Source organism: Alkalihalobacterium chitinilyticum (assembly GCF_029028005.1).
GTDB classification, from domain to species: Bacteria; Bacillota; Bacilli; order Bacillales; family Bacillaceae_F; genus Alkalihalobacterium; species Alkalihalobacterium chitinilyticum.
Map to the genome: position 1 here is coordinate 16,614 of NZ_JAOTPO010000028.1, position 22,000 is coordinate 38,613.

Annotated in this window: 19 protein-coding genes; 11 read left to right on the forward strand and 8 right to left on the reverse strand. The window is 38.2% G+C overall.

From position 1 onward, the window contains the following. Positions 1-202: 202 nt before the first annotated feature. From N7Z68_RS23085 to N7Z68_RS23100, 4 genes are all read left to right on the forward strand, one after another. Positions 203-1,378 carry a pyridoxal phosphate-dependent aminotransferase gene (locus N7Z68_RS23085; protein ID WP_275120786.1) on the forward strand — a complete coding sequence of 392 codons (1,176 nt, stop codon included), beginning with the start codon at positions 203-205 and terminating at the stop codon, positions 1,376-1,378. 18 nt (positions 1,379-1,396) lie between these two features. Beyond that, complete coding sequence (locus N7Z68_RS23090) at positions 1,397-2,185, forward strand: carbon-nitrogen family hydrolase (protein ID WP_275120787.1); 789 nt, start codon at positions 1,397-1,399, stop codon at positions 2,183-2,185. Positions 2,186-2,508: 323 nt separating this feature from the next. After that, complete coding sequence (locus N7Z68_RS23095) at positions 2,509-3,039, forward strand: DoxX family protein (protein ID WP_275120788.1); 531 nt, start codon at positions 2,509-2,511, stop codon at positions 3,037-3,039. A 391-nt stretch (positions 3,040-3,430) separates the two neighbouring features. Further along, positions 3,431-4,849, forward strand: coding sequence for a DHA2 family efflux MFS transporter permease subunit (locus N7Z68_RS23100; RefSeq protein WP_275120789.1), 1,419 nt, complete (start codon positions 3,431-3,433; stop codon positions 4,847-4,849). An 80-nt stretch (positions 4,850-4,929) separates the two neighbouring features. On the opposite strand, the gene N7Z68_RS23105 is transcribed toward N7Z68_RS23100, so the two are convergent. From N7Z68_RS23105 to N7Z68_RS23115, 3 genes are all read right to left on the reverse strand, one after another. After that, on the reverse strand, positions 4,930-6,183 hold the full coding sequence (locus N7Z68_RS23105) for an MFS transporter (protein ID WP_275120790.1): 1,254 nt from the start codon (positions 6,181-6,183) through the stop codon (positions 4,930-4,932). A 276-nt stretch (positions 6,184-6,459) separates the two neighbouring features. Then, positions 6,460-6,654, reverse strand: coding sequence for a YdiK family protein (locus N7Z68_RS23110; protein WP_275120791.1), 195 nt, complete (start codon positions 6,652-6,654; stop codon positions 6,460-6,462). Further along, positions 6,651-7,367 (reverse strand): CPBP family intramembrane glutamic endopeptidase, encoded by a 717-nt coding sequence (locus N7Z68_RS23115; RefSeq protein WP_275120792.1) that lies wholly within the window; start codon positions 7,365-7,367, stop codon positions 6,651-6,653. Before N7Z68_RS23115 ends, N7Z68_RS23110 begins: the two co-directional genes overlap by 4 nt. A gap of 388 nt (positions 7,368-7,755) precedes the next feature. On the opposite strand from N7Z68_RS23115, the gene groES reads away from it, so the two are divergent. From groES to betA, 3 genes are all read left to right on the forward strand, one after another. Further along, positions 7,756-8,040, forward strand: a complete 285-nt coding sequence (groES, locus tag N7Z68_RS23120) for a co-chaperone GroES (protein ID WP_275120793.1) — start codon at positions 7,756-7,758, stop codon at positions 8,038-8,040. A gap of 50 nt (positions 8,041-8,090) precedes the next feature. Beyond that, positions 8,091-9,722, forward strand: coding sequence for a chaperonin GroEL (gene groL / locus N7Z68_RS23125; RefSeq protein WP_275120794.1), 1,632 nt, complete (start codon positions 8,091-8,093; stop codon positions 9,720-9,722). A gap of 802 nt (positions 9,723-10,524) precedes the next feature. Continuing rightward, positions 10,525-12,210 carry a choline dehydrogenase gene (gene betA, locus N7Z68_RS23130; protein ID WP_275120795.1) on the forward strand — a complete coding sequence of 562 codons (1,686 nt, stop codon included), beginning with the start codon at positions 10,525-10,527 and terminating at the stop codon, positions 12,208-12,210. Between the two features lie 153 nt (positions 12,211-12,363). On the opposite strand, the gene cudC (N7Z68_RS23135) is transcribed toward betA, so the two are convergent. The 5 genes from cudC (N7Z68_RS23135) to cudC (N7Z68_RS23155) form a co-directional block, all read right to left on the reverse strand. Next, positions 12,364-12,915, reverse strand: a complete 552-nt coding sequence (gene cudC, locus N7Z68_RS23135; RefSeq protein WP_275120796.1) for a choline uptake/conversion transcriptional regulator CudC — start codon at positions 12,913-12,915, stop codon at positions 12,364-12,366. A 300-nt stretch (positions 12,916-13,215) separates the two neighbouring features. Further along, entirely contained in the window at positions 13,216-14,388 is a 1,173-nt protein-coding gene (locus tag N7Z68_RS23140) for a quaternary amine ABC transporter ATP-binding protein (RefSeq protein WP_275120797.1), read from the reverse strand. A gap of 21 nt (positions 14,389-14,409) precedes the next feature. Next, positions 14,410-15,138: an ABC transporter permease gene (locus tag N7Z68_RS23145; protein WP_441296791.1), complete on the reverse strand. Its 729-nt coding sequence runs from the start codon at positions 15,136-15,138 to the stop codon at positions 14,410-14,412. A 235-nt stretch (positions 15,139-15,373) separates the two neighbouring features. After that, positions 15,374-16,408, reverse strand: a complete 1,035-nt coding sequence (locus tag N7Z68_RS23150) for an ABC transporter substrate-binding protein (RefSeq protein WP_275120799.1) — start codon at positions 16,406-16,408, stop codon at positions 15,374-15,376. A gap of 114 nt (positions 16,409-16,522) precedes the next feature. Continuing rightward, entirely contained in the window at positions 16,523-17,083 is a 561-nt protein-coding gene (cudC, locus tag N7Z68_RS23155; RefSeq protein ID WP_308447245.1) for a choline uptake/conversion transcriptional regulator CudC, read from the reverse strand. 310 nt (positions 17,084-17,393) lie between these two features. Here cudC (N7Z68_RS23155) and betB point away from each other — a divergent pair, with 310 nt between their 5' ends. The 4 genes from betB to N7Z68_RS23175 all read left to right on the forward strand — a co-directional run bounded on the left by betB (position 17,394) and on the right by N7Z68_RS23175 (position 21,997). After that, positions 17,394-18,863, forward strand: a complete 1,470-nt coding sequence (betB, locus tag N7Z68_RS23160) for a betaine-aldehyde dehydrogenase (RefSeq protein ID WP_275120800.1) — start codon at positions 17,394-17,396, stop codon at positions 18,861-18,863. Between the two features lie 381 nt (positions 18,864-19,244). Further along, the gene (locus N7Z68_RS23165; protein WP_275120801.1) at positions 19,245-19,430 is read left to right on the forward strand and encodes a hypothetical protein; all 186 of its coding nucleotides are present in this window, start codon (positions 19,245-19,247) and stop codon (positions 19,428-19,430) included. A gap of 411 nt (positions 19,431-19,841) precedes the next feature. Next, positions 19,842-20,801, forward strand: a complete 960-nt coding sequence (locus N7Z68_RS23170; protein ID WP_275120802.1) for an AAA family ATPase — start codon at positions 19,842-19,844, stop codon at positions 20,799-20,801. Continuing rightward, on the forward strand, positions 20,798-21,997 hold the full coding sequence (locus tag N7Z68_RS23175; RefSeq protein ID WP_275120803.1) for a DUF58 domain-containing protein: 1,200 nt from the start codon (positions 20,798-20,800) through the stop codon (positions 21,995-21,997). The genes N7Z68_RS23170 and N7Z68_RS23175 overlap by 4 nt, the downstream gene beginning before the upstream one ends. Positions 21,998-22,000: the final 3 nt, after the last annotated feature.

Sequence of the window (22,000 nt, forward strand, 5' to 3'; positions counted from 1 at the left end):
GCAGCCTTTTCTTATCTCATAAAGAACCCGTCACCTTCATACTTTGTAGGGTGCCAGGTACCTTTACCGCACTGCATTACTGAAGGTGCCAGGTACCTTAACACTGGCAACACTTTAATATAAGAGGACCCGTTGACAAAAGTAGTTATGCTTCATACGATGGGGATAGTTTAATAAAGCAATGATATGTAGGGGTGAAGAGATGAAAGAGTTTCAAATGAATCAGACGATGACAGAATTACCGAAACAATATTTTGCGAGTCTAGTCGCTAAAGTCGGCGCCTTAATTAAAGAGGGGGCAGATATTATTAATCTGGGTCAAGGAAACCCTGACCAACCGACACCTGAACATATAGTTGCAAGTTTAAAAGAAGCAGCCGATCTTCCTCAATATCATAAATATCCACCTTTTCGGGGCTATCCGTTTCTAAAGGAAGCAATCGCTGACTTTTATAAACGCGAATACAATGTAGAACTCGATCCAGACAAAGAAGTGTGCATTCTATTTGGAGGCAAAGGTGGATTGGTTGAAGTTAGTCAATGCTTGTTAAATCCAGGAGATGTAGCACTTGTTCCAGATCCAGGTTACCCAGATTATTGGTCGGGGGTTGCGCTTGCCAGAGGAAGAATGGAAATGATGCCCCTCAAGAAAGAAAACGAGTTCCTTCCAAATTACAATGCCATTCAAGAAGAGGCATTAAAACAGGCGAAGCTTATGTTCTTAAACTATCCGAACAATCCAACCGGGGCAACGGCTTCGAAGGAGTTCTACGATGAAACAGTAACCTTTGCAAAGCAGCATGATTTTTGTGTTGTTCATGACTTTGCATACGGTGGTATCGGTTTTGATGGACAAAAGCCGGTAAGTTTTCTTCAATCCGAAGGTGCAAAAGACATAGGAATTGAAATTTATACATTATCGAAGACATATAATATGGCAGGATGGCGTGTTGCTTTTGCTGTCGGGAATGCTTCAGTCATTGAAATGCTTAACCTTTATCAAGATCATATGTATGTCAGCTTGTTTGGAGCAATTCAACAGGCAGCCGCTACCGCACTTCTTAGTCCTCAAACATGCGTCGATGAGTTAGCTCAAAAATATGAAGGTCGTCGCAATGTCCTTATTGAAGGATTACAGTCGATTGGTTGGAATGTAACGGCACCCAGTGGTTCGTTCTTTGCTTGGTTACCGTGTCCTGAAGGAATGAGTTCTGAAGAATTTGCCGACATCCTGCTGTACGAAGCGCATATTGCGGTTGCACCAGGTCGAGGATTTGGTGAAAGTGGAGAAGGCTACGTTCGAGTCGGCCTTTTAGAAGAAGAAGACCGTTTAAAAGAAGCGGTGGAACGAATTAAAAAACTAGAACTTTTTAAATAGAATCGGAGGGCCTAACGAATGAAAATTGCGATCTACCAAATGGATATTGTCCCAGGTGCGCCTGAAAAAAACCACGAAAAAGTTAAACAGTGGTTCGAGCAAGCAGCAAGCCAAGAAGATAAGCCGGATGTCGTTGTCCTGCCGGAAATGTGGACAACAGCTTATACATTAACTATATTAGATCAAGTCGCGGAAAATGATCAGAAACAAACAGCTGCCCTGTTAAGTGAACTCGCTAAACAATACGGAGTAAATGTCGTTGGAGGCTCTATCGCCACAAAAGAGGGCGAAAACATCTACAATCGAGCACTCGTCTTCAATCGAAAAGGTGAACAAGTTCATCAGTATGATAAAATTCACCTCGTTCCGATGTTAAATGAGCATCTATACTTAGCTGGAGGTCAGGAAAAAGTTCAAACCTTTGAGCTTGATGGCGTTAAAGCAGCGGTCATCATTTGTTATGACCTGCGCTTTCCAGAACTGGCTCGGTCTCTAGCTTTAGCAGGAACTGAAGTGTTATTTATTGTTGCTGAATGGCCAGAAGCTCGTCAAAGTCATTGGACGACGTTACAACAAGCCAGAGCGATAGAAAACCAAATGTACGTTGTGTCATCCAATCGAGTCGGAACGTATGACGATGTTGAATTTTGCGGTCGATCGCTCGTCATTAACCCGTGGGGAGATCTAGTTGCTCAAGGTTCACAAGACAAAGAAGAAACGATCATAGCAGACTTGGAATTAAAAGATGTGCAAGACGTTCGTCAAAATGTTCCTGTGTTTAAAAGTAGAGTGCCGGATTTATACTAGAGCTGCTTTTTGCTTATAAAAACTCTTGTTATTGAACTAAAAGCTAATGATACGGTCTTCGTTCAGGAAAATGCCCTTTCTTTTTCACAGTCATGGAGGAAGGTGAAGAAGAAAGGGTACCAGAGGGGGCCAAAGAGTATGCGAGCATTAGAACTCTAGTAGATGACTATATTTTGAACAGTTTGTGAAATAGTGAGCAAACTTATGGACAAGTGTGGAGAAATGCCTTAACATATAAAATGTGAAACACTTCACAAACTAAAGCATTCAAACTTGTCGCGACCAGGTGAAATGTACATCAACAGCCTAGAGGAGGAATAAATATGTTTGGTCAGTTTCTTAGAAATCATTCAATTTCAGCGGGGATCCTTTTATTCTTACGCGTTTATCTAGGATGGGCTTGGTTAACAGCTGGCTGGTCGAAGGTTACTGGAGATTTTCATGCTGGAGGTTATTTGCAAGGTTCCGTAGCTAATCCTGTATTAAAAGGAGAGGCAATGATCTATCCAAATTATGTAGCATTTCTAGAGAGGTTTGCTATACCGAATGCTGAACTATTTAGTTTTATGGTAGCATGGGGAGAAGTTCTCGTAGGTTTAGGACTTATTCTTGGAGTTTTAACTAGTGCAGCTGCATTCTTTGGAGTTATGATGAACTTTGCCTTTATGTTTGCTGGAACTATTTCAACTAATCCTTGGATGTTACTAATCTCAATGTTTATCTTAGCGGCAGGTGCCAATGCAGGCCGTTACGGTGGAGACCGTTGGGTATTACCGTATTTACGCCACCTGTTTATGAAAAAGTCAGGAAATTCAATGTTAGATCAGGAAAAGAAAGTCATCAAAGTTGCTTAACGGTCATAATCAAATCTATATTCAATCTTGACTATCGCTTTACCCCTCAAAAAAATAAACATCTTGGAAGCTGCTTCTTATAAAATGTGTGCGAGTCATTAGACTAACAAAAAGAAGGCAGCTTCTTTTTTTATTGATTTTATTTTCCTATAACCTCTACACTGCACTAATGAAATATTAGGCTCAGGCCATGTAAGCCATTTCGTCTTTCTTCAAAGGAATTAGCTGGTACTTCTTCACGAACACTTAACTCCTGTTATATCCTCTTACCGGACAAGGCTCGTCTCCTAGCCAAGCCCCCTAACAACTGGAAAACAAATTAGTACCCGAAACAACTTCATCCGTGGTATAGTTATAGTAATTTATTTCGACAGACGAAATGGTGGGTTGTATGGGAAAAATATCGGATAAATGGATGGTCGTAATAGCTGTTTTGATCGGGACCTTCACGTTAATTTTAAATAATAGTATGCTCAATCCAGCAGTACCGCAGCTAATGAACGTATTTAATACAGATGCGGTTTCGACTGGTTGGGTAATTACTATTTTTATGGTAACTATGGGTATGATTATGCCGGTTACTGGGTTTTTAGGTGATAAGTGGGGGAAAAAACGGTTATACATCATCGGGTTAAGTATCTTTGTAATAGGTTCTATCTTAGGTTCTTTTTCGTGGAATTTATCGTCACTCATCTTTTTTAGAGGACTTCAAGGAATTGGCGGGGGCATCATGATGCCTTTATCGATGGCACTTATCTTTGCTAATTTTCCACGTAAGGAAAGAGGTCTTGCAACAGGTGTTTACGGGGTAGCAGCGATGATGGCGCCGACGATTGGGCCGACGATTGGCGGAATTATTATCGAGACAGGGAGCTGGCATTACTTATTTTTATGTAATGTACCAGTAGGATTATTAGGCATTTGGTTTGCATCTAAATATTTAAAAGAAACGGAATTGAACAAGTCCATTACGTTTGATCGCTGGGGTTTTATTACAGTAACACTTGGGGTTGGATTGATCCTCCTTGCCTTAGGACGAACGTCTAGTCTTGAGCATTTAACATACGTATCAAATATCGTTTTAATTATCGTCGGATTGATTAGTTTAGTTTTATTTGTAATGATTGAGAAAAGGCATAAGTTTCCACTATTAGATTTGTCTATATTTAAAATTACGACGTACTCGTTAAGCGTATGGATTTCTGGAATTACGTCAATCGGGCTATTTGGAGGTATTTTCCTTCTGCCGCTTCTTTTACAAAATGTGTATGGCTACAACGCCATTACGACTGGTCTTGTATTCTTGCCTGCTGCGTTATTAACTGGGATTTTCATGACCGTCGGCGGAAGAATGCTCGATAAAAGAGGGGCAACAGGCGTTGTAACGGCAGGGTTAATTATATCCACCATAAGTACATTTTTATTAGGTATTATGACGATGGAAACGTCACTCGCTTTCATTATTATCATTATGGCGATCAGAGGAATTGGTTTTGGGCTATGCAGTATGCCTGCAACGACAGCAGGTATGAACGCGATACCTGAACAAATCGTTTCTCGAGGTTCAGCGATGAATAATGTATTGAGGCAAATGAGTTCCGCTTTAGGAATTGTGTTCATTTCTATTTATTATGAAGTAAGAAAAGCACAACTTTACGGGGTAGAAGGTTCAGTTGAGATGGCGAACTTACAAGCCATTAATGAAGGCTTTATCATTCTAGCTGTTCTTACTGCAATTACAATACCGGTTGGTTACTTACTCGGAAAAACGTCAAAAGAAGCACCTGTTCAAGAAAAAAGTGTATCTTAATTTATTCTACGATAAAGCACTCCTTGTTATAGGGAGTGCTTTTTATAGTATTAGTTCGTCAATGCACAGACAGGAATTGTTTACATGCTCTTCTTAGAGTCATTCACGACATGTGCACTCTGAGCATTACCCGCTCTTAAAAATAGAAATGCAATGACCATAGTGATGGCTGCTGTAAAAAATAAGCTGTCTCTTCCGAAGAGATCCATCATGGTGCCTAGCAGAAACGGTGCAATAATCGCTGATGACATCGAAAATAAATAATATAAACCAGTATATAGACCAATTTTTGATGTTCCACCTAAATCACTAACTAAAGCATAAGCTTGCACATTTATACATGCCCAAGCGATCCCTGCTAGGAACAGAACGACTCGGATAAATAGTAAGCCCTCTAAAAAGGGAATAACTGCAAACAAGAGCGGTAAAAAGATAAGACCAATTAACATTAAGGGCTTTTTACCAAAACGTGTTCCAAGTAAACCAGCGGGAATAGCAAATAAAACAAATGATAAGCTGAAAAATCCAAGTGTTACCCCGGCTTCGCCCCCTGTCAGCCCTAATTGCTCAGTGGCCCAAATTGAAAAAAGTGCTTCAACACCTGTGTACCCAATAAAGTATAAGAAAATAGCATAAAAAATAAACAGCTTGCCACGGTTTTCTTTGATAAATAAATTTTTAATTCCATCCTTTAATGTTTTCAATGCTTGCGTTTCCTCTTGGTCTGCTGCTGTATTCTCTGTGAACGGCGGGTTACGGTCAATCACTAAATACAATAAGATAAAAGCAACGAATAAAATGCAACCACCAATGACAAAGGGAAAGATGCGGTCTAAGTCAAATAGAGGAGAAAGTACAAATAAGGCGATAATCGCACCAACACCGCCCATAAAATTAATAACCCCATTTGCAGTAGAACGGTTCGTTGATGGTGTGTGGTCAGGCATAAGCGAAATAACCGGTGCACGGTAGACGGTCATTGCTAATAGAAAAACAATATCAATAGCTAAAAGGATGAAAAGACCAATGCCTGAAACAAACGGCAGCAGGGCGAAAGTAATTGCAGCCAGAGGCATCCCGACAGCGATAAATGGGAGACGTTGCCCAAGTGGAGATTTAACCCGGTCAGACCAGGCCCCAATAACAGGAATTAATAAAACGGCGAGTAAATTATCAAACCCCATAATGGCTCCGCGGATCGCACTGCTTTCAATATAATCTCCAAGAATGAGTGGCATAAATGTATTATAGATCGTCCAAACGAGCGTTAAAGCAAGAAATCCACTGCCAATTACTGCAATTTTACCGTAAGAAAATGAATGTTTTCTGTTCATAAATAGCTCCTATAATAGTTAGTTAATGTTCTATTATATTCCGATCTTTATCTCGTCTTTCCTTTCGATTTACAATTTTCTTACAGGACTTTTACAATCTATACATTCTAATAAAAATGAAAACGTCATGCGTTATTTGCTGAAGTAAAGAATAGAACACAAAAAGAGGCTGGTTCATAACATTACCCCGGAGTAGGGGCATCTATATGAACCAGCCTCTTGAATTGAACGAACATAGTACTTAATTAAACGTTTGATTAAGTACTGTGTTCTGTTTTATTTTGATTTTCGAATGTATTTCCGCATTTGAAAAAAACGATACGCCATCATAAAGTCGACAGCAGCTAAACCGATAAATAAGTAAGTCCAAAAGTTCCAGCCTGCCACTTGGACATTTTGAATAGCTAAATAGGTGAACATAACACCGATTAAGGCGTATACGACCGCCATAAACGTAGGAGACGTCCTCATACTAAAAATCCTCCAATAAATGATTGTATTTGATCTAGTTGTTGTCGTAATTCATCAAGGCGTTCTCCATATACAACGTGAACTAAGACAGCCAATGTATTCATCGCAACATGTGCAATGATCGGTACGAGAATTCGCTTGGTTTTTACATATAGATAAGAGAAAACAAAAGCAAGAGCAGTGTAAACTAATAAGTAATCTAAATCTGCGTGCACAACTGCAAATATTAATGAACTAATTAACGCAGCAATAATAAAGTTGTATTTCTTATAGAGTGAACCAAAAATTACTTTTCTAAAAATAATTTCTTCAAGAATAGGACCAATTACAGCCATAACGATGATGAATAACGGAAAAATTCGAGCATATTCTGATATTCGCTCCGTGTTTTCAGAACCAGGTTCTACACCTAAAATAAACACCGAAATGTAAATGGAAATGTACTGTGCGACAAATGCAAGGAACACACCAAGGATCGACCACATCGCAGCATCTGCCTTCGAGGAACGACCACGTACTTCATGACGGTTTCGAATATCAGGCAAAAGCAAGACGATAATGATCAATAATGCTGCAGAAAAGCTAATCGTACTCCAAATGCCAGGTATTCTTTCTAAAGGTACATCGTATAGCTTGAGTAATGGAACACCGATAAAAGCGGAAAGGTGCATGGCGATATATGTTATTAATACCCACCAATAGCGTTTAGACACAATAGAAATCCCCTTTGTATTAAATGTTATGTTTTTAATTCGGACATGTATTTTACATTCTATCATATTTATTTAAAAAACTAGAAGGAATGGCCCTCCTCCATCCCGAAGAAAGTCTAGCTCACAAATACAAATAATAATTTCTTTACAAATAGTTTATAAAATAACGCAAATGGTTATTCTATTGAAGGCTTTTGGTCATTAATACAAGTTGTATTATTAATTTTAGAAAAAAATTCTTATAAAATACTTGCAAAAAAAAATGTGAGTGATTATTATAATAATTGAAATTAGCACTCAACCACATCGAGTGCTAACAAATCTCCTCACCCTAAACTTTTACATAATCTCGGGGAGAAATAACAATATTTTAAGGAGGTTGTTTTCCTTGTTAAAGCCATTAGGTGATCGTGTTGTAATTGAGTTAGTTGAGACTGAAGAAAAAACTGCAAGTGGTATCGTTCTTCCAGATTCTGCGAAGGAAAAACCACAAGAAGGAAAAATCGTAGCAGTTGGTACTGGTCGCGTACTTGAGAATGGTGAGCGTGTTGCTCTTGAAGTGAAGGAAGGCGACACAGTAATTTTCTCTAAATATGCAGGTACTGAAGTGAAGTACGAAGGTAGCGAATACTTAGTTTTACGTGAAAGCGACATTTTAGCTGTAATCGGTTAATAAATGACGAAACGATAACATATTGAACAAAATTTTAGGAGGTTGAAACGATGGCAAAAGATATTAAATTCAGTGAAGATGCTCGTCGCTCAATGTTACGCGGTGTAGATGCATTAGCGAATGCTGTAAAAGTAACTCTTGGTCCAAAAGGACGTAACGTGGTTCTTGAAAAGAAATTCGGTTCTCCATTAATTACAAACGACGGTGTAACAATCGCTAAGGAAATCGAACTTGAAGATCCATTTGAAAATATGGGTGCAAAATTAGTTGCTGAAGTAGCTAGCAAAACAAATGATATTGCTGGTGACGGTACGACAACTGCAACGGTTCTTGCTCAAGCTATGATCCGTGAAGGTTTAAAGAACGTAACATCTGGTGCTAACCCGATGGTTATTCGTAAAGGTATCGAAAAAGCAACTCGAGTGGCTATTGAAGAATTACAAAACATCTCTAAACCGATCGAAGGTAAAGAGTCTATCGCTCAAGTAGCTGCAATTTCTTCTGCTGATGATGAAGTAGGTAAGATTATTGCTGAAGCAATGGAGCGCGTTGGTAACGATGGTGTTATCACAATCGAAGAGTCTAAAGGATTTACAACTGAGCTAGAAGTGGTTGAAGGTATGCAATTCGACCGTGGATATGCTTCTCCTTACATGGTAACAGACTCTGATAAAATGGAAGCTGTATTAGATAACCCTTATGTTCTTATCACAGATAAGAAAATTGCAAGCATCCAAGAAGTACTGCCTGTACTTGAGCAAGTTGTTCAACAAGGCCGTCCGATCTTAATCATTGCTGAAGATGTTGAAGGTGAAGCTTTAGCAACATTAGTTGTTAACAAACTTCGTGGTACATTTAACGCGGTAGCAGTTAAAGCTCCTGGCTTTGGTGACCGTCGTAAAGCAATGTTAGAAGATATCGCAATCTTAACTGGTGGAGAAGTAATTACAGAAGACTTAGGATTAGATCTTAAATCTGCTGACATTACTCAACTTGGTCGCGCTGCGAAAGTAGTTGTAACGAAAGAAACAACTACAATCGTTGAAGGTGCTGGCGAGTCAGATAGAATTGCTGCTCGTGTAAACCAAATTAAAGCACAAGTAGAAGAAACTACTTCTGATTTCGATAAAGAAAAATTACAAGAGCGCCTAGCTAAATTAGCTGGTGGTGTAGCGGTTCTTAAAGTTGGTGCGGCTACTGAAACAGAAATGAAAGAGCGTAAACTTCGCATTGAAGATGCTCTTAACTCAACTCGTGCAGCAGTTGAAGAAGGTATCGTAGCTGGTGGTGGTACTGCATTAATGAACGTTTACAAAGCAGTAGCTACTATTCAAGCTGATGGCGATGAGCAAACAGGTGTAAACATTGTTCTACGTGCTCTTGAAGAGCCAGTTCGCCAAATCGCACACAATGCAGGACTTGAAGGATCTGTTGTTGTTGAGCGTCTAAAAGGTGAAGGTGTTGGCGTTGGATTTAACGCTGCAACTGGCGAGTGGGTAAACATGGTTGAAGCTGGTATCGTTGACCCTGCTAAAGTTACACGTTCTGCGCTACAAAACGCTGCATCAGTTTCTGCAATGTTCTTAACAACTGAAGCTGTAATCGCTGACCAACCAGACGAAAATGGCGGCGGCGGAATGCCAGACATGGCTGGCATGGGCGGTATGGGTGGCATGATGTAATAAGTCGCTTCACTCCTTGATTTATAAGGATTTTTAATTAATTTGCTAACAAGTACAAAACATTAGAAGCTTCTCAAAGGATAAAAATCTTTTGGGAAGCTTCTTTTTCGTTTCTTTTGTTATATGACGATAGGTGATTGTGTACTTTCGTGAACGCCTACTCAGGTGTTCTATTTGATGACATGTAGTTTATTCAACATGTATTCCTTTGGTTTTGGTAAATGTCTATTTGTTATCATGACCTCTTGGATCCGCAAATAAAGCTTACGTGGGTGAAAACTTAGTACTTATGTGAACTAATATTTAAGTTATGGTGTCTTATAATTTATGAACGACTGCTTAAATTACACGATTGTATTTTCCTTCATACATAAGTGAATGTAAAAGATATGTAATTAAGGATAGACATTAGTTTACAAAAAAATGATAATATGATAAATTAAAAACATTAAATATGTTAAATAAAAATTTAACAAAATTAACACTAAGGTGAAATGTTAAATCCACATGAATGAATTGGGGTTGATTTCCATATTACATCAACTACATTTTACTCAGGTAAAGGGTAGAGTAAAATGTCGGAACTGATATAAATTTCGCAAAATTGGATTGGTGGAGGACTTAGAGGTTAAGGGTATTATTGAATCTCAACCCTTAGGCACTAAATGGGTTAAGTAAATTTTATTAAAAAACTATAAAACTATTAACTGTTTTTAATAACTGAAGGAAGAATTTGAGTGAATACTATTAATAAAATTTCGAACAATTCATTCATTTCTCAACATCTAAGGAGGTACAAAAAATGAATAAAACATATGACATTGTTATCATTGGTGGAGGTAGTGCGGGATCTGTACTTGGTGACCGTCTAAGTGCAGATGGGACACGTAATGTTCTTGTACTAGAGGCAGGACGTAAGGATTTTTCATGGGATTTACTGATTCAGATGCCAGCAGCTTTACCCTTCCCAGCAGGGAAACCGATGTATGATTGGAGATACGCATCTGAACCGGAGCCGCATATGAATGGACGACGTATCAAACATGCGCGTGGAAAAGTGCTTGGAGGCTCAGGCTCAATCAACGGGATGATTTTCCAAAGAGGAAATCCATTAGATTATGAACGGTGGGGAAAAGATCCAGGGATGGAAACATGGGATTTTGCTCATTGCCTGCCGTATTTTAAGCGAATGGAAAATGCTTTAGCTGCGGATCCGAATGATGAATTGCGTGGTCATGATGGACCGCTTAAATTGGAGCGAGGTCCAGCTACGAATCCTTTATTCCAAGCTTTCTTCGACGCAGCTGTAGAGGCTGGTTACTCTAAGACACCTGATGTCAATGGCTTCAGGCAAGAGGGCTTTGCTCCATTTGATAAGCATGTGTACAAGGGTAGACGGTTTGGGCCTTCTCGTGCATATCTTCATCCGGCTATGGAACGTGAAAATCTAACTGTAATAACACGAGCTTTTGTGACAAGTATTGATTTCGACGGAACACGCGCAAACGGTGTGACATATCAACGAAACGGAAAGACTCATCAAGTCACTGCAGGTGAAGTAATACTTTCAGGAGGTGCCATCAATACCCCTCAGTTACTTCAACTTTCAGGAGTAGGTGATGCAGATCACCTGCGCTCACTTGGCATTGAACCGGTAGTGAACCTACCAGGTGTAGGTGAAAATCTTCAGGATCATCTTGAAGCCTATATTCAATACGCTTGTCCGTTACCGGTTTCTGAGCAGCCTAACTTAAATAAATTGAAGATGCCATGGATTGGTTTACAATGGTTACTAGGTCGCAAAGGTCCAGCGGCAACCAACCATTTTGAGGGGGGAGGCTTTGTTCGTTCGAACGATGACGTTGAATATCCAAACTTGATGTTCCATTTCCTTCCGGTAGCTGTGCGGTATGATGGACAAAAAGCAGACACAGCTCACGGATTCCAGGTACACGTCGGACCGATGTACTCGGATGCTAGAGGTTCATTAAAAATTCGTTCGAAAGATCCTAAAGAACATCCGAGCATGGTCTACAACTATCTTTCAACTGAACAGGACCGCCGTGAGTGGATTGAAGCGGTAAAAATCTCACGTGAAATTATGTCTCAACCCGCTATAGCACCGTATAATTCGGGAGAAATCTCACCTGGTCCTTCTGTTCGTACAGATGAAGAGATTTTAGAATGGGTGAAGAATGATGCTGAGACTGCACTTCATCCGAGTTGCACGGCAAAGATGGGTCCAGCATCTGATCCAATGGCCGTGGTAGATCCGCTAACCATGAAGGTTCATGGGCTGGAAAATGTACGTGTGGTTGATGCGTCTGCCATGCCTTATGTAACTAACGGCAATATCCATGCACCGGTATTGATGTTAGCAGAAAAGGCAGCCGACATCATCCTTGGACGTACACCGCTAGAGCCTATTACTGCTGATTTCTACCGTCATGGAGTTCATTCACCTGAGGCAGGGACAGTAAAAGTATAGGCTAAGCAATGCTTCCACAAGAGAATCTCTATTAAATGTATATGTACTAAACGAATTTAAATATTGTTTAATTGTTTTTTAAATACAAAAGAAGTTAGTCTCTCCAAATAGGAGGGACCAACTTCTTTATTTTTTTCACCTATTTTATTCGAATTAACCTCGACGATCTTTAGGTATAAACTCATAAATTTTACCACTTCTTATATTTACAACTAAGTCTTCTAACCAGTGATAGTATGTTTTAGAATCTTCTAATTGATCGTAGGATTTGTTAGCTTCTGTAACAATCTCTGGTGCACTGGCGGGATCTTTTATGACATTTGTTAAATCTTCTTGTGCTTCCTCAATTGCTTTCAAATTTGTCTTAACTTCACGTTCCCACATTTGACAATAAAATATCATAAATGAACGAAAGAAATCTTTCTCAGCAACATAAGTATGTTTCCTAGAACCTCGTGTAAAAGTTTTTTTCACCATTCCTATTTCTTGTAGCTTACGGACACTAGTACTCATACTAGGTTTGCTCATTTCAAGCTCAGTACGCATTTCATCAAGAGTCATCTGATCTTTAAAGTACATCGTTGCATACAGATTAGCAACAGCTGGTGTTACACCATATAAATCCATTGTTTCTGCAATGGCACCAATGACTTTATCTTGTGCTTGTTCTATTTTCATTCTAGAATTTTCAGTAGATTCACTCATATAGCTTCTCCTTCAATTTAAAAGTAAAGCGTGTTAAAAATTAGTTTAACCTTCATTACAAACTTTATAATATAGGTTCAGACTAAATGTCAATGGATAACATGTGATTATAACCAATTGGAGATAAAATATTAACTAACATTTTGATAATTTTCTAAACTAGAACAACGCCTGTAATTAAGAAATTACAGGCGTTGTTCTAGTTTAACTTAACATAACTTCGTTTTGAGGTGTTAACATTTTTTTAACAACTGATTGTCTTTTATAAGTTACATTGAGTTTGAAATTTTATTATCCCTATTAAACTAGAGCAGATAACACGGAAACTCGGGATATAATTCCTTCAAAACGGTTTTCATCGTCAACTACAGCAATAGGGTATTTTGATTGAGTTGCTTTAGGAATTAGTTCTTGTAAATAAGTTTCTGTATTAGTTGTAAAATAGTCTTCGATGAGAATATCTTTTATTAATTTATTTTCCTTAATCGCTTTAATGGTATCATCGATCGTAATCAGTCCTTGGAGTTTACGAGAATTATCAAGAACAAATACACTGGATATACCATTTGTACGCATTTCGTTTACAGCTGCTTTGAGTCCTTCCTTTAGATACACGACAGCGTTTGTTTTAAACATTACATGCTGTGCCTGTAAAACCTTGGAACGGTCAATATCTTTTACGAAATCTTTAATGTACTCACTCTTTGGCTTCTCAATGATTTCTTCGGGGGTACCGATTTGTTCCATTTGTCCATCTTTCATTACGGCAACGCGGTCTCCAATTTTAAACGCTTCATTAATATCATGCGTAATAAAAATAATCGTTTTCTTTAATTTTGATTGGAGCTCCATCAATTCTAACTGCATATCTCTTTTAATAAGAGGATCTAAGGCACTAAATGGTTCATCCATTAAAAGAATGTCTGGTTCAGTAGCTAGTGCTCTTGCTAACCCTACGCGTTGCTGCATTCCTCCACTTAACTCATGGGGCATTTTATCTTCCCATCCTGCTAGACCTACATTAACCAGAGCTTGTTTTGCCTTCTTCAATCTGTCTTCTTTACTTATGTTCTTGATCTCTAAACCATATTCCACATTATCAATCACATTACGGTGACTAAATAACCCAAAGTGCTGAAATACCATGGCTATTTTGGATTGTCTAAACTCCCTTAACTTCTGTTTGGAGTAATCCATAATATTCTCGCCATCAACAAAAATCTTCCCATCCGTAGGCTTGTTTAATAGATTTAAACATCTTATCAAGGTTGATTTACCACTTCCGGACAACCCCATAATAACGAAGATTTCTCCCTCATTCACGGAAAAGGAGACGTCGTTAATTCCAACAGTATGGTTTGATTCTTTTAATATCTGTTCTTTTGACACACCTTGTTTTAATTTCTTTATTACCGATTTCGGATTTCGTCCGAATATTTTCGTTAAATTTTCAACTTTTACCTTTTCAGTCATAATCGAACTCCTACTTTCATTTTATTCTGGTACCTTTGAATTCTTTGCGATGCCTTGTGAAATTCGATCCATTATAATTGCTAAAATAACAATACCTAGACCTGCTTCAAAACCTCTTGCAATATCGACTCGGTTAATGGAGATTAAAACTTCCATACCTAAACCTTGTGCACCAATCATAGAAGCAATAACTACCATTGCTAATGCCATCATTGTAGTTTGGTTTATTCCTGTCATAATTGTAGGGAGTGCTTGTGGTAATTGAACCTTTGTTAGAACCTTCCAGGGGGAAGAACCGAAAGAATATGCTGCTTCGACCATGTCTTTAGATACATGTCTAATGGCTAGGTTTGTTAATCGGATTACAGGAGGAATAGCATAGATAATAGTGGCAAACACGGCGGGAACCTTTCCTAAACCAAATAAGATCATGGCTGGAATTAAATACACGAAACTTGGCATGGTTTGCATTGCATCTAAAATCGGTTTCATAATAGTTTCAGTTATTTTACTATAGGCCATGAGTATTCCAATTGGAATGCCAATAAGTAACGATATAAAGACAGAAGCAAGAACAATAGCTAAGGTCATCATCATGAAATCCCAATAACCAAACGAGCCCACAAGGATAAGTAAAAGTGCATAAATGATACCTGCACCAAGTGAGGTAAAACGCCATCCTAAAAGAATAATAATAATTAAGAATGACCACCATGGCATCCATAATAAAAAGCTTTCGATGTTAACCATTATCCACAATAACGGAGCACCAATGCCATCAAAAAATGCTGAGAAATTAGTATCTAACCATTTAACAAATAGCTCAATATATTTACCTAAGCTAAACTCAAGAAATTCAGGGAAATTGTTCATTTTTTATAGTTGCAAGGTAGAAAGATGCAACCTGCACCTCCTCAATAGAATTAATAACTCTTTGTTGTATGAGATCACCTAACTAAACTTAATTAGTCAGGTGATTTCAAGATTACTGAATTGCTGTCTTCACTTTTTCGACGACTTCTTCGTCTACCCAAGTCGTCCATAAGTCTTCATATTCACCCAGGAACCAAATAGCAACCTCTCTATCTGTTGCATCATATTGTTCCATGTGTGCTAACAAATTACTTGTGATCTCACTGCTAGTTTCATAGTTACTTAAGAAATTAGTTACATCTGGTGTTTGTTCTGTAAATTCATTATTCACAGCGATAGTTAATCTTTGAGATGGGAATTCTGTTCGATACCCATTTGACCATTCTTCTTCGTTATACGGCGCATCTTCTAATAGGGTAATATCATACAGGCCAGAAATCCAAGTCGGCTCCCAATAATACCCAACCCAAGGTTCTCCTCTTTCATACGCACGGATAAGTGAAGTATTTAATGCAGTATCAGAGCCTGGTTGAAAGTAATTAAAATACTCATCTAAACCATAATTGACCATTTTTGCCTCTAATACCGTATCTGCTGCCCAACCAGGAATTGAACCATAAATTCTTCCTTTACTCGGGTTTTCTTCATCTTCAAATATCTCCCAATATTTTGGAAGGTCATGAATAGACTTTAGGTCTGGAGCCATTGGCTCAATACCTCTTTCAGGATCTCCTTCAATCACATAGGTAGGTACATAGAGACCTTCACTTGTATCACTGAAGTTAACGGAAAGCTCTATAATATCCCCTTGATCAATTGCATCTCTGTACTGATCATAGAAATTACCAGTCCAAATTTCCATGTAAACGTCGATACTTCCATTACTAATTCCTAATAAGGAACCAGTCTCAGATCCTGGAATTACTTCTGTGTTATAGCCAAATCCATTTTCTATAATTGTACTAGCGATAGCGTTATGAATACGGATACTATCCCAACCTGCATCTGCAAACGTAATCGTTTGATTATTGCCAGAAGCATTTGAGCCACTCTCTTCAATTCCACATGCTGCAGTAAAAATAAATAAACCTGATACTATCAATGTTAATAAAATTCTTTTAATCCTATTTCTAATTAATAAATTCATAGAATAATCTCCTTTGTGTTCTTCTTTTCTGCTCGTCTCTTGTCGCAATATTAAGAAAAAACCATTGGTGATGTGGTATTTAACTACCACCTCCTTATAAGAATGAAATTCTTTTTATTTTTTTTCCTCGTTTGTCTCTTCCTTCGGTAAAAATTCAAAAATATCACCTGAGCGGCAGGAATTCACAAGTCGTTCGAGCCATTTGTAGTAAACTAGTGATTCTTCAACTGAATCATAATAAGACTGTGCCGTTTCTCTAGCTTCTAAGGAGGCCTCTGGATCTTCTATGATTTCCATAAGCAGTTTTTGTGCTTTGTAGGAAGCCTCTTCGTTTACATGGACTTCCTTTTCCCACTTCTTACAAAAGAAATGAATAAAGTTCTTAAAGAAATCTTTTTCAGCAGTATACATATCTTTTCTTGAACCTTTTTTCCAGGATTTCTGAACCATTTCATTTTCCTGCAGGTTTCGAACTGCGGTACTCATACTCGGCTTACTCATTCCCAATTCATCCTTCATTTCATCTAGTGTCATAGGATGTTGATGAAAAAACATTGCTCCATATAACCTGCCGACAGAAGGGGTTACGCCATATAAATCCATTGTCTCTGAGATAGAATTGATTACTAAATCTTTTGCATATTCTAGTTTTTCTTCTATATTTTTATCTGTCACATTTATCAAATCCCTTCAAGGTTAACTGTTTAATTAATTAAATTTGTTAAATTTATTCTGAACGTTTTTATTGTTTTATAATTACTAGCATATCGTAAATAAAAATTATGTCAAATGGAAAGGTTCAATTTGTTGTCACATTTACTTGCTTATTAAAAAACTTTCTATATTTAAGAAAGAATTGGTTTGTTTGAAAACCTCAATAGTTTTTTAGTTTACAATTTTTAATTGGTTGTGATAGAGTTAAAACCATTCAAAACGTTAAATTTTTTTAAAACAAAGTTAATCTTTGTAGGGGAGGTTCAAATAAATGAATGTAAAAAAGATGTTTATTAATGGGATATGGGTTGAATCTCAAACAAATGAAGTTCGAGAGATCATAAACCCATTTAATCAGGAAGTCATTGCTAAAGTAACAGAAGGGAATGAGGTGGATACAAAGCTTGCGGTTGCTGCAGCAAGAGAAGTTTTTGATAAAGGAGAATGGTCATCTACTCCAGCAATAGAGCGAGGGGCTGTCGTAAGGAGAATTGCTGAGTTAATAGAAAGAGATAAAGAAGAACTTGCTACATTGGAATCTTTAGATACTGGTAAGACAGTGGAGGAAAGCCGTGCGGACATGGATGATATCGCTGGAGTATTTCGCTATTATGCAGATCTTGCAGATAAAGATGGCGGAGACCTAATTGATTCTCCAATTCCTAACTCTATTAGTAAGGTAATTCACGAACCTGTTGGAGTGTGTGGTCAAATTACACCTTGGAATTACCCATTATTACAGGCATCGTGGAAGTTGGCTCCAGCATTAGCTACAGGTAACACACTTATTATGAAGCCAAGTGAAATAACACCTCTTACTACGATTAAAGTATTCGAATTAATGGAAGAGGCAGGAGTGCCTGCTGGAGTTGCTAACCTAGTATTAGGTGCGGGCCATACAGTTGGTGCTGAGCTTGCTAGCAACGTTGATGTTGACCTTATTTCCTTTACTGGTGGACTTGTAACAGGAAAGAAGATTATGCAAGCCGCAAGCGTAAATGTGAAAAAGCTTGCACTTGAACTTGGGGGAAAAAACCCTAATATTATCTTTGCGGATGCTGATTTTGAGACAGCTGTTGACCAAGCATTAAACGGTGTGTTCTTCCATGCAGGACAAATTTGTTCAGCAGGTACAAGGCTGATTGTAGAAGAAAGTATTCACGATGAGTTCGTTAACGCACTTGTTGAACGAGTGAAAAAATTTAAGCTTGGAAACGGATTTGACGAAGATACACAAATGGGCCCGCTTATTTCAGCTGAGCACCTTGAAAAAGTAGAAAAGTATGTAGAAACAGGTATTAAAGAAGGTGCTACACTAGCAGTTGGTGGTAGCCGTCCAAAAAATCCAGAACTACAAAATGGTTTTTTCTACCTACCTACTATTTTTACAGACTGTACAACAGACATGAAGGTTGTTCAAGATGAAGCCTTTGGACCTGTTATTACAGTGGAGAAATTCCGTACAGAAGATGAAGCAGTTAAGCTTGCTAATGACTCTATCTACGGGCTTGCTGGTGGGGTTTGGACAACCGATATTGTAAAAGCAGACCGCTGTGTAGCAAAAATGCGTATGGGTACGGTTTGGATTAATGACTACAACACTTACTTCCCGCACGCACCATGGGGTGGATATAAGCAATCTGGTATTGGACGCGAACTAGGAAGAATAGGTATTGAAGAGTATACAGAAACAAAGCATATATTCCAAAACCTTAAACCTCAACCTATCAACTGGTTCTAGTTCTATCCATCTCTCTATTTATGGGTTAGTATTAATCATTCATATTCTAATAAACCGATCAAGTGTCAATAAAGCCCCTGCTTTGCAAATCCAAGGCAGGGGCTTTTGTCATCGGGGTAGCAGGTACCTTTAATACTGCATTGTATTAAAGGTACCTGCTACCCCATAAGAAAATTTTTTTCTACATATAGCTTTTTCATGCATGGATTTCCGTCGATTTTTGTTAAATGAGGAATGATCTTTACTATATTTCAGTGATTGTGGTGGTAAGTGTAGATAAATATTAGGCATTGTTGGCAGGAAAAAAAATGAGCCATCTATAAATAAATTAACAGGGCAAAATCACAGGTCCAAGAAAAGAACAGGAAGGTGGTCATTGTCGTGAGTCGGGATTTATCTTTACAACAAATTGCAGAAGGTATTCCAAAGTCTGTGTTAAATGCATCTGATAAAGATTTGGAAGGTTTTCAAAGAATAATGGACGAAACGGTTAAATTAAGAGAGTCACATAAAAATTTACAAAAGATGATTCAAAGTTATGCTTCATCAGGGATCCGTTCTTCTTAACTTTTCGTAAGCTGTTGTGTATCAACGGCTTTTTTTCTTTGTATGAGAAGAACAAGTACTCCCAGTACAAAGCTTATACTCTAAACTTTATAAGAGGATATTCAAAAATCCGAAATAGCTGACGGCAGAGGACCTTCGACTAAGAAAGAGTATGAGCCGTCCCTCGTCCTGTGGGAATGTTAAAGTCGCCACACTCTGTGGCAGCTCGCCAGGTTCCTCCTTCGCTTCTCAGAGGCTGCGCTTAATAATTAAGTTGTTTTTTAATTTTAAATTTATAATAAATTCCCTAATATTATTCGCCTATATGATTAAGACTATAGTAAAATTGGAAATGAAAGATAGTAGCGTGAGGATTTGAACATGCTAAGATAAGATTGATAGGTTGTTATTGAAAATTGGAGGTTTTCTGTTATGGCTAACGTAAGAGATCGGCTTGTGGAAGCATTAGATAATATTGAGAGAGTAGTAGTCGGTAAACGAAAAGAAGTTGAATTAAGTATGGTTGCCTTACTTTCTGGCGGACATGTTCTATTAGAAGATGTTCCTGGTGTTGGAAAAACCATGATGGTTAAAGCAATCGCCAAAACTTTAGGTGCTGAATTTAAAAGAATCCAATTTACACCAGATTTGCTCCCTTCTGATGTGACAGGGGTTTCAATATACAACCAAAAAACAATGAGTTTTGAGTTTCGTCCAGGTCCAATTATGGCCAATATCGTCTTAGCGGATGAAATTAACCGTACGTCGCCGAAAACTCAAGCAGCCCTGCTTGAGTCACTTGAAGAAGGTCATGTGACTATCGATGGGGAAACGATTCGCTTAAAACAACCGTTCTTTGTAATGGCGACTCAAAACCCAATTGAATATGCGGGGACGTATCCTTTGCCAGAAGCACAACTAGATCGGTTTCTATTTAAATTAAAACTGGGTTACCCTTCGTTTGCAGAAGAGCTTGATGTTCTAGAACGAATTGAAAAAGGGCATCCGATTGAAAAGCTAGAAACGGTTTTATCACTGGAAGAAGTGATTGAGATCCAACAAAAAGTAAAAGACATCTATGTTGATGAATTAGTAAAAAATTATATTTTAACTATAGTCAGTGAAACGCGTGAGAACCGCGGGATTCGTCTAGGGGTGAGTCCGCGCGGCTCGATAGCCATCATGAAAGCGTCTCAAGCGTATGCATTCTTACAAGGCAGAGATTATGTCATTCCTGATGATATTAAACTACTAGCGCCATATACATTCTCACATCGAATTCTCTTAAAAACAGATATGAGCATGGCAAAAATGACCTCAGAACAGCTCATTAAAAATATGTTAGATAAAATTCCGGTTCCTACGGCTAAAAAGGAAGCAGCTCGTCGATGAAACTGATTTTTTCTTCTCTTAAAAAGGGTGTAAAACCTTTATTTTTATTACTGTTAAACATAACTCTTTTTGCCTATGCAATGTTCCAGGGTGGTTTTGTTAGTTGGTTTTTATTTTATAGTATCGTCGTTATTAGTTTGTTATCGATTAGTGTTTTCTTGTTTACATTTCAGCGCATTGACGCCTACCGGACATTAAGTGCAGATACCTTAAGAGCTTATGATGATGTTGAGGTTGAAGTGTTTGTAAAAAATAAACTTATACATCCGTTTTGCTTTGTCAGAGTAAAAGACCAACTCCCCCAAGGTCTAGAAGCGAGTCATGACGTAAATAATAGTGCTCTTTTCTTTCTGTCTTTTAAAAGAACGCTTGATTTCAAATATACGATTGAAAAGCTGCCCAGGGGTGAGCATTGCTTTCGTGAGATAGAAGTCGTCATTGGCGATATGTTTGGTTTCTTTGAGCGGAAGAAGACGGTGAAAGTTGAAACAACGGTTCTCGTATTTCCTCACTATCAATCTTTGAAAAGTTGGAGCGTGAATTCGGGCGGCGGGTTTGGAGAAAGTGTTTCTTTTGCCCATTCGTTAGAAGAAGAGTTGTCTATAGCAGGTGTTCGTCACTATATTCCAGGTGATCGCTTAACTAGTATTGATTGGAAACACTCCGCTCGTAGTGAGAAACTGATGACGAAGGAATTTGAAACGTCACAAGGAGAAGCGTTTCACTTATTCTTTAATCGGTATGTTGGAAAGAGTGCGGAGGAAACGTTTGAAAGAGCAGTTGAACTTACGGCTTCCATAGCTGAACATTGTTATGAAAATCAAAATGCTCTAAGTTTTGTGAGTGTTGGAACCGATACTGAAGTATTAATTCCGGACACAACGCTAGAACATTATCAAATGCTGTATTTTCATCTAGCAAAGGTTCAAGGAGGAAAAGAACAGTTTTTACCGACTGAAACTAGTTTATTAGAACCTTACCGTAATGGCACGATTATATTTGTAACTGTTTCGCTCAATCAAAAAGATTACGAATGGCTCCAATATTTAAGAGCTATGAATATTCAAGTGATTGTTTGCTGGGTTTCTGGACAAGTTGAAGATCAACAGTATGTACAGTCCCTTCGTATGCAAAGAGTCAAGGTGTATCAATTTACCGATGAAAAGTTTAATTCGGAACTGATGAAAAGCAGGTGATGA

Coding starts and splice junctions, on each gene's coding strand:
- N7Z68_RS23170 (WP_275120802.1), top strand. CDS start 19,842: ATGGCTAACGTAAGAGATCGGCTTGTGGAAGCATTAGATAATATTGAG.
- N7Z68_RS23085 (WP_275120786.1), top strand. CDS start 203: ATGAAAGAGTTTCAAATGAATCAGACGATGACAGAATTACCGAAACAA.
- N7Z68_RS23100 (WP_275120789.1), top strand. CDS start 3,431: ATGGGAAAAATATCGGATAAATGGATGGTCGTAATAGCTGTTTTGATC.
- N7Z68_RS23090 (WP_275120787.1), top strand. CDS start 1,397: ATGAAAATTGCGATCTACCAAATGGATATTGTCCCAGGTGCGCCTGAA.
- N7Z68_RS23110 (WP_275120791.1), bottom strand. CDS start 6,654: ATGAGGACGTCTCCTACGTTTATGGCGGTCGTATACGCCTTAATCGGT.
- N7Z68_RS23145 (WP_441296791.1), bottom strand. CDS start 15,138: ATGGTTAACATCGAAAGCTTTTTATTATGGATGCCATGGTGGTCATTC.
- betB (WP_275120800.1), top strand. CDS start 17,394: ATGAATGTAAAAAAGATGTTTATTAATGGGATATGGGTTGAATCTCAA.
- betA (WP_275120795.1), top strand. CDS start 10,525: ATGAATAAAACATATGACATTGTTATCATTGGTGGAGGTAGTGCGGGA.
- N7Z68_RS23175 (WP_275120803.1), top strand. CDS start 20,798: ATGAAACTGATTTTTTCTTCTCTTAAAAAGGGTGTAAAACCTTTATTT.
- N7Z68_RS23140 (WP_275120797.1), bottom strand. CDS start 14,388: ATGACTGAAAAGGTAAAAGTTGAAAATTTAACGAAAATATTCGGACGA.
- cudC (WP_275120796.1), bottom strand. CDS start 12,915: ATGAGTGAATCTACTGAAAATTCTAGAATGAAAATAGAACAAGCACAA.
- N7Z68_RS23150 (WP_275120799.1), bottom strand. CDS start 16,408: ATGAATTTATTAATTAGAAATAGGATTAAAAGAATTTTATTAACATTG.
- N7Z68_RS23105 (WP_275120790.1), bottom strand. CDS start 6,183: ATGAACAGAAAACATTCATTTTCTTACGGTAAAATTGCAGTAATTGGC.
- groL (WP_275120794.1), top strand. CDS start 8,091: ATGGCAAAAGATATTAAATTCAGTGAAGATGCTCGTCGCTCAATGTTA.
- N7Z68_RS23095 (WP_275120788.1), top strand. CDS start 2,509: ATGTTTGGTCAGTTTCTTAGAAATCATTCAATTTCAGCGGGGATCCTT.